The sequence below is a fragment of the Alkalibacterium psychrotolerans genome (genome assembly GCF_054784355.1).
In genome coordinates, this window is record NZ_BAAGPH010000122.1 from 1 (window position 1) to 11,604 (window position 11,604).

16 protein-coding genes are annotated in these 11,604 nt (G+C 40.7%); 3 read left to right on the top strand and 13 right to left on the bottom strand.

Annotated features, from left to right (window positions below; genetic code table 11):
* Positions 1-122 precede the first annotated feature (122 nt).
* Together phnC (ACYVLS_RS09845) and ACYVLS_RS09850 are read right to left on the bottom strand one after the other, a co-directional pair.
* On the bottom strand, positions 123-902 hold the full coding sequence (phnC, locus tag ACYVLS_RS09845) for a phosphonate ABC transporter ATP-binding protein (RefSeq protein ID WP_460324054.1): 780 nt from the start codon (positions 900-902) through the stop codon (positions 123-125).
* A gap of 94 nt (positions 903-996) precedes the next feature.
* Positions 997-2,073, bottom strand: a complete 1,077-nt coding sequence (locus ACYVLS_RS09850) for a phosphate/phosphite/phosphonate ABC transporter substrate-binding protein (protein WP_460324056.1) — start codon at positions 2,071-2,073, stop codon at positions 997-999.
* A gap of 322 nt (positions 2,074-2,395) precedes the next feature.
* On the opposite strand from ACYVLS_RS09850, the gene mscL reads away from it, so the two are divergent.
* Entirely contained in the window at positions 2,396-2,806 is a 411-nt protein-coding gene (gene mscL, locus ACYVLS_RS09855; protein ID WP_460324058.1) for a large-conductance mechanosensitive channel protein MscL, read from the top strand.
* A 50-nt stretch (positions 2,807-2,856) separates the two neighbouring features.
* Here mscL and phnE (ACYVLS_RS09860) read toward each other — a convergent pair whose 3' ends face one another.
* From phnE (ACYVLS_RS09860) to ACYVLS_RS09875, 4 genes are all read right to left on the bottom strand, one after another.
* A complete protein-coding gene (phnE, locus tag ACYVLS_RS09860; RefSeq protein WP_460324060.1) occupies positions 2,857-3,660 on the bottom strand; it encodes a phosphonate ABC transporter, permease protein PhnE in 804 nt (267 codons plus the stop codon).
* Complete coding sequence (phnE, locus tag ACYVLS_RS09865) at positions 3,657-4,463, bottom strand: phosphonate ABC transporter, permease protein PhnE (protein ID WP_460324062.1); 807 nt, start codon at positions 4,461-4,463, stop codon at positions 3,657-3,659. The genes phnE (ACYVLS_RS09860) and phnE (ACYVLS_RS09865) overlap by 4 nt, the downstream gene beginning before the upstream one ends.
* A 1-nt stretch (position 4,464) precedes the next feature.
* Complete coding sequence (gene phnC, locus ACYVLS_RS09870) at positions 4,465-5,229, bottom strand: phosphonate ABC transporter ATP-binding protein (protein ID WP_460324064.1); 765 nt, start codon at positions 5,227-5,229, stop codon at positions 4,465-4,467.
* Between the two features lie 352 nt (positions 5,230-5,581).
* On the bottom strand, positions 5,582-6,478 hold the full coding sequence (locus ACYVLS_RS09875; RefSeq protein ID WP_460324066.1) for a 3-hydroxyacyl-CoA dehydrogenase: 897 nt from the start codon (positions 6,476-6,478) through the stop codon (positions 5,582-5,584).
* Positions 6,479-6,640: 162 nt separating this feature from the next.
* Between ACYVLS_RS09875 and ACYVLS_RS09880 the strand changes: the two genes are divergently transcribed.
* Entirely contained in the window at positions 6,641-7,537 is an 897-nt protein-coding gene (locus tag ACYVLS_RS09880; RefSeq protein WP_460324068.1) for a LysR family transcriptional regulator, read from the top strand.
* Between the two features lie 86 nt (positions 7,538-7,623).
* Entirely contained in the window at positions 7,624-8,307 is a 684-nt protein-coding gene (locus ACYVLS_RS09885) for a DUF554 domain-containing protein (RefSeq protein WP_460324070.1), read from the top strand.
* Between the two features lie 73 nt (positions 8,308-8,380).
* Here ACYVLS_RS09885 and ACYVLS_RS09890 read toward each other — a convergent pair whose 3' ends face one another.
* The 7 genes from ACYVLS_RS09890 to tnpA all read right to left on the bottom strand — a co-directional run.
* Positions 8,381-9,277, bottom strand: a complete 897-nt coding sequence (locus ACYVLS_RS09890; protein WP_460324072.1) for a phosphate/phosphite/phosphonate ABC transporter substrate-binding protein — start codon at positions 9,275-9,277, stop codon at positions 8,381-8,383.
* A 222-nt stretch (positions 9,278-9,499) separates the two neighbouring features.
* Positions 9,500-9,649 (bottom strand): 50S ribosomal protein L33, encoded by a 150-nt coding sequence (gene rpmG / locus ACYVLS_RS09895; protein ID WP_460324074.1) that lies wholly within the window; start codon positions 9,647-9,649, stop codon positions 9,500-9,502.
* 1 nt (position 9,650) lies between these two features.
* Positions 9,651-9,773, bottom strand: a complete 123-nt coding sequence (locus ACYVLS_RS09900; RefSeq protein ID WP_460324076.1) for a putative metal homeostasis protein — start codon at positions 9,771-9,773, stop codon at positions 9,651-9,653.
* A 37-nt stretch (positions 9,774-9,810) separates the two neighbouring features.
* Positions 9,811-10,884, bottom strand: a complete 1,074-nt coding sequence (locus ACYVLS_RS09905) for a CobW family GTP-binding protein (protein ID WP_460324078.1) — start codon at positions 10,882-10,884, stop codon at positions 9,811-9,813.
* A gap of 44 nt (positions 10,885-10,928) precedes the next feature.
* Positions 10,929-11,198 (bottom strand): 30S ribosomal protein S14, encoded by a 270-nt coding sequence (gene rpsN / locus ACYVLS_RS09910; protein WP_460324084.1) that lies wholly within the window; start codon positions 11,196-11,198, stop codon positions 10,929-10,931.
* Between the two features lie 34 nt (positions 11,199-11,232).
* Positions 11,233-11,400, bottom strand: a complete 168-nt coding sequence (rpmF, locus tag ACYVLS_RS09915; RefSeq protein WP_460324080.1) for a 50S ribosomal protein L32 — start codon at positions 11,398-11,400, stop codon at positions 11,233-11,235.
* A partial coding sequence (gene tnpA / locus ACYVLS_RS09920; protein ID WP_460324082.1) for an IS200/IS605 family transposase occupies positions 11,400-11,604 on the bottom strand: 205 nt, incomplete at its 5' end. The genes tnpA and rpmF, both read right to left, overlap by 1 nt.

The following is an 11,604-nucleotide window of genomic DNA, read 5'->3' on the forward strand; positions in this document are numbered from 1 at the left end:
ACTATCCGAAGACATAAACCGAACGTATTTTCGAATACGTGACGGTTTAGTTCAGTGAACCCTTTTTTATGAAATTAGGTTGTCTATTTATAATCTATTCTCTTGACTTACCACCATAATGCTTATAAGTCTGCTTTTTCTTGGTCATCCATTTTTGGAACATTGTCCATACTGCCGTAAATCTTATCCAGAACATCTTGAGACACATCTTCCGATTTACCATCATAGACCACTTCACCCTGGCGAATACCAATCACACGGTCTGCATATTCCAAAGCCAATTCAACGTGGTGAATATTAATCAGGATAGACATGTTCGTTTCTTTATTGATTTTCTTGAAGTCATCCATGACGACTTTTGCCGTTACCGGGTCAAGTGAAGCTACCGGCTCATCCGCTAAAATGATATCCGGGTGCTGTGCAATCGTACGGGCCAAAGCCACTCGCTGCTGCTGCCCACCAGATAGCTGGTCCACACGGTTATAGGCTTTATCTAAAATACCTACTTTATCCAAAGCTTCCAGCGCATCCACTTTTTTCTCTTTCGGGAAAAGTCCTAAGAATTTTCTCCACCAGGACAATTCCGGTACTGTTGAAATGAGTACGTTATTGATTACACTAGTCCGTGTCACTAAGTTGAAGGACTGGAAAATCATACCAATTTTACGTCTGAATTTTCGAATTTGCTTGCCTTTTAGTTTACCGACATTGACACCATTAACTGTCAGAGTACCTTCATTAATATCGTGCATGCGGTTAATGCAGCGGATTAAGGTGGATTTACCGGCTCCGGACAAGCCGATAATGGCGACGAACTCACCTTGATCAATGGTCAAATTGACATTGTTTAAGGCGGTAACCCCGTTCGGATACGTTTTGTTTACATCTTTAAATTCTATCATAGCTGCCTTGTTCCTCTCTGGAAATAGTCAAAAAGAAAGCCAGGAGAGGGCGCTCCCAGCTTATCTTATTTATTGTTTACTCTTAAATTAGTTATTATTCAGAAACTTCGCGTAGAATCTGCTGAGCTTCTCTTTCTACATCGTAATCTTCACTTGTTGCAGGCTCGTATCCTTCGTGAGAGTAAATGGCGATTACTTCGCGACCTTCTTCAGTCTGTGCAATATTGATAAATGCCTGCTGAAGAGCGTCTTTTAAATCATCATCCATGATGTCTGAGAACTGGCTGACAGAGATTGTATCGTTGTAGATACCTGGTGTTACACCAACAACGTCTGTTTCATCCCAGATGCTTGCGTCACGTCCATATTCTTCCGTCCATAAATCTTCATAGTCACGACGTGCGTCTGCATAAGCAACAATTAAGTCAACTTGTTCAGAAGCTAGACGGGCAAATGAGTTAGCGTATGAATCAGCTTGAACGATTTGGCTCAAGTCAGTCAGTGACTGGTCAAAGTTTTCCTGTAACCAGATAGTCGGGTAAATGTATCCTGCTGAAGAAGATGAGTTCATAACACTCCATGAAGCTGAGTCTACGTCTTCCCAAGTCAGTTCTTCCCCGCTGTTGATTTTGTCTGCTAATTCTCTACCTTTTTCAGAAGGTCCGGCAATCAGGATTGAACGGTAGTAAGTAACCTGTTCGTCAGTTCCTTCAGTTGGTTTGTTTTCGTTCCATTCAGCTGGGTCATCAGAGTCATTATTTAGTCCAGCACGTGTAGAAGTCAGGATAACTTCAGCAGAATCATCGTATAATACGAACGTTCCACCAGGGATAAATCCAACGTCCAGTGTTCCTGCAGACATCGCTTCTCCTACTGCTTCATAACTTGTACCGACAGTTATTTCAATGCTGCCAACGTCAAAACCGTGTTCAGCTAATTCGTCGATCAATAGGTCCTCTAAAGGTTCTGTTGCTACGTAAATCTCATCTGGATCACGAGAAGGGACAAAGCCTACTGAAATCTCATCGATTTCGACCATTTCGTCTCCGGCTTCACCGTTTCCGTTATCTGAAGCTGTCTCTTCAGTTGTATCATCATCGTTACCACATGCTGCTAATAACATGACAGAAGTTAGTGCAATACCTAAACCTTTAAACCATTTGTTTGACAAAATAATTCCCCCTAAATAAATGTGATGTATGCCCAGCTCACGTGAATGTGTATATTAAACATACAATCTGATAATAACATTCGCTTATACGAATGTCTATTGCTTTTTGAAACTTTATTGCCAAGGTGTTATTGTTAAAAAACGAACAATGCTCTTGCGCTTATCATTCGTACTCAACTAAATCAAGTATACCGTCTTGGAGGCGGTATCTCCAGAAGTTTTTTGTAAAATTTAAGTAAAACTGAAATCATTATCCACATGTTATTCAAATTTATTTGATGTATAATCATATTATTATAATTTGAGAAAGTAGGTTTTGATAGTGATTAAAGAGTTTAAAGCATTCATTATGCGAGGAAACGTAATGGAACTGGCAGTCGGTATTGTTTTAGGAGCTGCCTTCACTGCAATCGTAACAGCTCTTGTGGAACATGTGATTACCCCTATTATTGCTGCCCTGACAGGTAATGCCAGTGTCGATTTTCTGACGATTCAAATTGGTGAGGCACAGATTGCATACGGCCTGTTTCTTCAAGCTGTGATTGACTTTCTACTTATCGCGCTTGTCTTGTTTATGATGATTAAAGTCATCAACGGCTTGTCCCGAAAACGTGAAGAAGAGCAGGACGTGGAAGTGGAAGCACCGACGATGGAACAATACCTGGAAGAAATCAGAGACTTACTGGCGGAACAGAATTCGTCATCGACTGATTTTAAAACAGACAAGGACTAGATTAGTTAATTATCTACCAAAAAAGCCTATCGCGTGATAGGCTTTTTTCTTTAATTTAACTTTTCGCGCAGTCGGCCACTTATCGTATCAATCACGACGACGAATACGATGACGCTGATTAAAATAATACCCACTTCTTCCCAGTGGCGCTGCTGTTGGGCCAAAATCAGAGGCACACCGATTCCGCCTGCGCCGACAAGCCCTAAAATGGTCGAGGCCCGAACATCAATTTCAAAACGGAAAAGCGAGATAGACAGAAATTGTGGCAGCAGTTGTGGAAGGACGCCATACCAGAACGCCTGAAGTCCATTTCCGCCACTGGCTCTAATCGCCTCAACCGGAGACCGGTCAATTGATTCGATACTTTCCGCATACAGTTTTCCTATCATGCCAATGGAGTTGACGCTGATTGCCAGCACCCCGGCAAATGATCCAGGACCGACTGCCGCAACAAAGAAGACACCAAATAGCAGTTCCGGGATGCTGCGGATGGCATTTAAAATCATTTTACCAAAATAATGCACTTTTCCTCCGCTGTTTTTAGCAGCAAGTAAGGCAATAGGTAACGCCAGGATGGATGCGGCAATACCACCGGCATAGGCTATCGCAATTGTTTCAATCATCAGCCAGCTTTTTTCGATAAAAGAAGGCCAGTATGAGGGATTGATGAGTGGAACGATAAATAAGCGGTACAGTATGGTAAAGGGTGATGACTGCGAAGAAGCAATCGAGAAATCCTGAGACCACAGGCTAAAGGCGTACAGTAAAGCCAAACTTGACACAATAAGCGCAAATGTCGTTTTCTGTTTAAGTGTACGCTGAGACCGCAGCGAAATTTTAGTTGACTGGCTCACACTAATCGGCTCCTTACTGTCTGGCTGATGTAGTCAATAATGCTGATGACCACAAATAAGACAAAAATAATCATTCCCAGTCGGTCATACCTGAACAGACTCATCTGACGTCTGATCAGCTGACCGATTCCCCCTGCACCAACAAAGCCGAGAACCACCGAGGCTTTCAAGTTAATTTCCAGCATATAAAGAACATGGGAAAGATAGAGTGGCGTGAGTTGAGGCAGAATACCATATCGAATGACTTGAGGTGTATTTCCTCCAATGGCTTTAATTGCCAGAATAGGTCGTCCATCAATGGTCTCTACTGATTCACCTGTCAGCTTGATTAGTACTGCCGCAGAATAAATCGTCAACGCCAATATACCGGACACTGATCCCAGTCCGACGACCGCCACCATCAGAACAACCATGATAATGTTAGGGACAGACCTTATCACTGTCATGATAAATCTGAAACTACGGTAGAACAGAGGCTGCTTATTAACCGTCGATGAAGACAGAAACAGCAGCGGAAAAGCCGCTAAAGCAGCTAGTGTCGTACTAATAAGAGCAATATTAAAGGTTTCAATCAACTGATTTAAAGCAGTTGAGAAGTAGGCAAAATCCGGTGGCCAGAAGTCTTCTCTCACCATTCTGAAAAAGAGCGGTAAGCTGGCAAACATTCTCGGCAAAGAGGCATTGGTCTGCCTGACAGAAAATACATAAAGACCGAAAACTAGACTTAAGACAAGAATAAATTTCAGGAAAAAGCCTTTTTTGAAGAGTGTGACTCGACTCGAACTATTAGTCTGTTTCGTCATTCTAGTTGCCTCTCTTTTCTGCTTCTCTGATTGGACGGCCATAAATTTCCTCAAAAGTTTTTTCAGATACTTCTTCAATGGGCCCATCGAATACAATTTCACCTTCACGCATGCCTATGATGCGGTCAGCGTATTCCATGGCCAAATCAATGAAGTGAAGATTTACTACTGTTGTCAGTCCGTCCTCTTTACTCACCCGTTTCAAATCGCGCATGACTTTATGGGAAGTCGGCGGGTCAAGAGAAGCCACCGGCTCATCTGCCAGTATAATTTTAGGCTGTTGAGTCAGTACCCGGGCAATGCTGACCCGCTGCTTTTGCCCGCCACTTAACTGATCTGCCCGCACGTAAGCTTTTTCATCAATGCCGACTCTGTTTAAATTTCGCATAGCCAGCTGCAAATCTTTTTGAGGAAAGCGCCCGATAAGACTATTAAACGTCGGGGTATGACCCAGGCGACCCACCATGACATTTCGGATAGCGGACATGCGTCCGACAAGATTGTAGTCCTGAAAAATAATACCAATTTGCGTTCGTAACTTTCTTAAACGGTTTTCTTTCAGGCGCATCACGTTCTCGCTATCAACCAGCACGTCGCCTTCTGTTACAGTGGCCAGCCGATTAATTGTTTTGATTAACGTTGATTTTCCTGCCCCGGACATCCCCACGATTACGACAAACTCACCTTTTTTAATCGTCAGATTGATATTTTTTAACGCCTTGACTCCATTTGGATAGGTTAAGGACACATTTTTGAATTCAATCACTCGGCTACCCTCTTTTCTATTCTATATCTTTAGTCTGTTGTCTACTTAGTTTAGTATACTATTTTTTTGTACTGAATTCGATTGTGATATTGTTTTTGGGGGCTGAAACACAACTTCTCCGCTACTTCTTTTAAACAGCTCACTTCTTTTACAGTTACATTATTATGAAATCGCACTAGCATCTGAACAATCGACAATGAAGAACACTGATTTTAATTAATGCTGTAAGGATTAAATTGTGCAAAACAAATAAGAGGAAAACGAAATGACTTCGTTTTCCTCTTATTAGAATAATATAGCTTATTTTTTTAACATAATCTCGTTCTTTTGATGACTACTTCTTTTATTCATATTATGTTAAAAAGTCTGGATCTTCGAATCTCGGATTCGGATAAGTGTAAAACCCTTCTCCAGTTGCCACACCCAACTTGTTTTTATCGATATATTCTTTTTTTAGGAATGCGGCCAACTTTTCAGCACCTTCATCTCCCGTTTCTTCTGCTCTTGTTTTAATCACATTGTAAGCAGTGGTAATTCCAATTATATCAAGAAAAGCAAACGGACCTTTAGGAGCTCCCGTACCAATCATCCACGTTTTATCAATTGTTTCGATATCTGCTACTTGTTTGGTGTATAAAGCCAGTCCAAAATTCAGAAGCGGTACTAACAACGTGTTCAGGATATAACCCGGTTGTTCTTTATATAGTCTTAGTGCGACCATTCCAATATCTTCGGAGAATTCTGCAATTTGTTCGAAGATCTCCATATCCGTATTGTCATGTTTCATGATTTCAGCAGTATTATTTTTCCATATTTCATTGGCAAAGTGCAGTGCCAGGAATTTTTCCGGACGTCCAGTAGCTTCAGCAAATTGACTGGGAAGAAGTGTTGATGTGTTTGTTGCAAAAATCGTATGCTCATCAGCTAATGTACCTAACTCTTCATAAAATTCCGTTTTTATTTTGATTACTTCCGGTATGGCTTCTATTACTAAATCCACACCCTTCACTGCTTCGCCTTTATCAGTTGAATAGCTTAAACGATTATATGCTTCATTGATTTTTTCATCTGTCGCATCCAAATCTTCTCTGTATCGATTAGTTATTTTGTCCATACGTTCCTTCGCGCTGTCAATCGACTCTTCATTTATATCGTACAAGACGACGTCGAACCCGTGATAGGCTGTCTGCATTGCGATTTGGCTCCCTAATACTCCGCCACCAGCAACCATTACTCTTTTTATATTCATTATTAATCTACTTCCCTTCTTAATAATTTTAAGCTCAATATTATGTTTTATACATATTGATTGCGCTTTCTTAATTCTAAGCGTAACATAATAGTTAGATAAATTATATTGAAGGTTTTTTAAAAGAGCTTAAAAAATATTTAACTAGATAAGGTGATTGAAATGAATTTTGAACAACTACAATATATATACGATACCTATAGTCAGCATTCCTTTACAAAAGCTGCCGAAATCAATCACGTAACCGTACCGACAATCAGTATGGCTGTAAAGAAATTTGAAAGTTTATTCAATTGCACTTTGTTTGACCGCTCGAGCAGTAAGCTGAAGATATCTGCTGAAGGAGAAGTCATCATCCAGCATATTGAAAATATTTTGAAGGAAGTAAGTCACCTTTCCAATTCACTAGAGACTATCAGTAAAAATAAAAAAGAAACGCTCACGATTGCAACGATTCCCGGAATTACTCAAATCTTATTTGAAGAAACCCTAAAGAAAAACAAACCTGAACAGACATTGCAGTGGAGAGTGCTCGAAGGAAGTTCAGAGACGGTTGTATCAAAAGTTTCTGGTCATGAAGCTCAATTAGGATTAGTAGTAAGTCGAGAACCCATCGGATTATATGCTCATTTAAATTGGAAGCCGATAGCAGAAGATACTATCGTATTTCTGACGTCTACTCCCATGAGTGAACCGGAGTCACTTAAAGAGCTAGAGGCTCTATTAAAGTCCATGCCTTTAGCATTATACGACGACCCTATCATCGAGTCATTTTTAATGACATTATTTAACAATGACTTTTCGTCAAATACTATTTTAAAATCCAACAACATGGAGACCCTTATTCAAACCGTTCTCTACGGAAATGCCCTGACTATTGCTACTACATCAATCATCAAAGGACTGTCAACCGATCAATTGAATAAACTTTCTATTCTTCCATTAAACAAGCGCTTCTTTTCTTCCCCTTTTGTCTGGCAGGTGACTCAAAAATCAGAATCTATTTCACCTGACCTCAATCTCTTCATAGACGAATTAAAGAATAAGCTAGAAACCTAAAGTATATGATAAAAACTTTATTTGTAAGATTGTATAGTCACATTTATAATGTGGGGAGTAGGTAAATAGCTAATAGGAGAATGTTTATGTTTTTTGGAGTCATCGTCAACACACTAGCTATCTTTGTAGGGGGTACTATTGGACTCTTTGTCAACAAGGGCATCCCGTTAAAAATTGAAAAAGCTCTGATGAAGGCTCTGGCTATGAGTGCCGTTTATATCGGGATTACCGGCATGATGTCGGGTGAAAATACAATTTATATTATTTTATCACTCGTTATAGGTGCCGCATTAGGCGAATGGATTGATTTGGATAAAAGAATTCATCAAATGGGCGCTGCTCTGGAGTATCGTTTTCCGCCAACTAATGGCTCTGCTTCGATATCAAAAGGTTTTGTCATGTCCAGTTTAATTATGGCTGTCGGAGCGATGTCCATCGTTGGTCCTTTGGAAAGCGGGCTGACTGGTAATCATACTGTTCTACTGACAAAAGCGCTCATGGACGGCATCACAAGTATCATTCTTGCCTCGAGTCTAGGCATCGGTGTAATATTTTCCGGCGGACTGGTTTTTCTTTATCAAGGCGCAATTACGCTATTCGCAAGCTCTTTGGATGTTCTTTTGACAGACGTTATGATTAACGACATCAATGCGATTGGATCAATTTTAATATTGGCCCTCGGCTTAAACATACTGGAAGTGGCCAAGATAAAAGTCATGAATTTTGTTCCGGCTATCGCCATCCCGCTGTTGTTCTTTTTATTCTATTAAAAAACTGTCTGCTTGAAACCTCTCTTTTAATCAGAGGTGTTTCAAACGGACAGTTTTTTTACTGGTGTGTATTTTATTCCTCTATTAGTTCTTCAAACTCACTGTAGACATCACGAACGACATCATAGTCTTCTGACTCAGCGGGAGCAAAGCCTTCCCAGTTATAAACGTCTTCCAATACTGCAAGCATTTCCATATCATTATTCATATTGAGGAAGACTTCCTGAATCTTTTCTTTCAGGTCCTCAGGTAGTTCACTTCTGACAGAGACGGTGGCATTTGGAATTTCTTCTGTGGTGCCAATAACGCGAATCTGATCATAAATGTCTGGAATTTCATCTTCCAGCCTGACACGTGCATCCTCAAAGGTAGTGGCAAAGTCAGCCTGGCCATCGAGTACGGATAAAATAGCTGCATCGTGTGCACCGACATCAATCGTTGTGAAGTGACTTTCCAAATCAGCAACGCCTAAATCCATCAGCTGCTGTGCCGGGAAAAGGTAGCCTGACGTTGATGTGTAATCGGTGAAGGCCCAAACCAGTCCATCAGTATCAACTAAATCATCAATTGAATCGATATCAGAATCTGCAGCTACATTGTATTGGGCTACATATGACTCTGAACCATCACGAATAGCCTTCAGTATGACTTCAACATTTGCCCGTTCTTCCGCCTGAACAAAGGCAAATGGTGGCAGGAAGGCAATGTCTGCATTCTGATTGCGCATGGCTTCAATAAGGCCAGTATAGTCCGTCATCACTTGTCCAGTGACCGGTATGTCCAGCTGTTCAGACAGGTATTCTTCAAGAGGTCTGGCAGATGCTGCCATATTCTCGACATCAGCTGAGGGAAAATAGCCCAATACAAGCTCTTCCACTTCTTCGCCGTTCGTTTCTGCTTCGTTCGTTCCACAAGCACCTAGCAAAAGGATGGCACTTAACCCTGTAATAATTCCTTTAATTTTTCTCATTCATCTATTCCTTTCATTCAGTAAGCTTCTTTATTCGTTCTCCACTATTTTGCACTAGTCAACAAATCCCGTCAATAGTTTTCCAGCACCTTAACAACCTGTACAGTAGAAAATACTTTTATACACTCACTTTACCACATTTACATTGTTTTTATATAAAAATAACGATAAGCCAGACTCGTACGCTGCCTTATCGTTAGTAATTTCATTATGCTTTTGATTTTATTTTGTTTCTCTGAACACAGCTTTGCGTCTCAACTTTTGTGAATATTTTTTCAGTTCCAACCGGTCAGGATTGTTTCGGGTGTTCTTACTTGTAATATATAGACGTTCTCCTGTCTCTACACATTCTAATGTAATATTTTTTCTCATTTTATTTAATCCCTTTCTTCATTCTCTTCATTTGCTTGATAATTTTCAATCCTCTTCGAGCCGTTTTTTTATTCGGACTCTTCATCAGACGATAAGCTGTCGATACATCTGTTTTTTCTGCCATTTTAATCACTCCTTATACTATACCCATCAGAATTATTTTATGATTCAATTCCTAATTCTTTCATTGCCTCTTTAGTCAGCAAGCAGTTTTGAAAGGACTGCTTCATTTCCTCAACTGGAAGATTTTTACCTATAAAGACGAGAACAGATTCCCGTTTTTCCTCTTTCCAAGGTTCTCCTCGTTCTGCTTTGAAGGCCATATTTACACCCTGGTAGATGACTTGATGCGAATCACCATACAAATTAAGTATTCCTTTATACCTTAACAAATCCATTCCATAAGTCATGACCAGCTCATTCATCCACATATCAATCAGAGTCGGGTGGATAGGTTCATCTGCTTTCAATGACAGTGTCACAATCCCCTCTGTATGATTCGTGTGATGGTGGCTGTGACACCCGTAATGATGCTCGTGTCCGTGGTCGTGGTCATGCTCGTGGTTGTTATTATAATTATGATCTGAATTTATATTGTCTTCTTTTTCTATTTTCTGAGCATTAAACAAGTTCAAGCCAATAACGTCCCCGACAGTAATGCTGTCCAGGTTTAATCTGCTAATAATCGCGTAAGGATTGATTGACTGAAGTTTTTCTCTAAGTAAATGATGGGCATAATCATCTACCTGGTCGCTTTTTGTTATCAGCAATCTATCGGCAAATGCTATTTGATTAACAGACTCTTCAAAATGAGCGATTTGATACAATGCATTGCCCGCATCGACTAGGGTTAATACCGAATCAATTTCAAAGTGCTCCACTAAAAACGGTGTTCGCATGAATGTCTGTGCAATGGGGCCGGGTTCAGCCAGACCAGTCGTTTCGATAACAATCCGGTCAATTGCCACCGTCTGCTTTTCTCTTATCGTGTAAATGGTACGAAGCATATCAGACAAATCTGTCCGTAAGGTGCAGCAAAGACAGCCGTTATTCATCTGATATACTTCTTCTTCAACATTCACGACAAGATTGTGATCGACACCTACGTCTCCGTACTCATTAACAATCACTGCAATTTTCTCTTCATTTGGTTGATGAAGCAGTTCATTAATCAAAGTTGTTTTTCCGGCACCCAAAAAGCCCGTGATGATTGTAACAGGTATTTTCTGATTCATTTCAGCGACTCCTTTTAATTATAGCGTTCAACTTTCAACGGACTTTACCAGCTCGCTTTTTTGACTCCTGGAATTTTTCCTTCGTGCGCTAACTTTCGGAAGCTGATGCGCGACAAACCAAATTTTCTCATGTATCCTCTTGGTCGGCCGTCTACTTTGTCCCGGTTTTGAAGACGTGTAGGAGAAGCGTCTCTCGGCAGTTTGGCCAACGCTTCATAATCGCCTTTTTCTTTCAACTCTTTACGCAAAGTCGCGTAATGTTCTACTGTTCTCTGCTGACGTTTCAACTTTTCAATCTTACTTTTTTTAGCCAGTTATCTCACTCCTAAATTAGAAATAAAGCTTCTTTTACTTGTCCAGCACTTTTCTACCATTGTAGTAGCCGTCTTTAGAGACCCGGTGGCTCATGCGGTATTCCCCTGTAGAGGAGTCAAATGATAGTCCTCCTGAGGTATTCTCTCCTTTATACGGGGCGTTAGTGAGAAAACCCCTGGTTTCAACCAGGGGTTTTCTCACTAACGCCCGCTATTGTATTCTTTTAGCTGGTCTTGAACGTATTGCAGCACAACTTCTTTGGAGACGTCGCCTACAGTACTGGCAAAGTAACTATGTGACCATAACGACCCTTTCCAAAGCTCCTTCTTCGTATCTGGGTAGGCTTTAAACCAGTCCCTTGCAGAAGCGCCCTTTAATGCCTTCATGACCGAACTAATGGCCTTG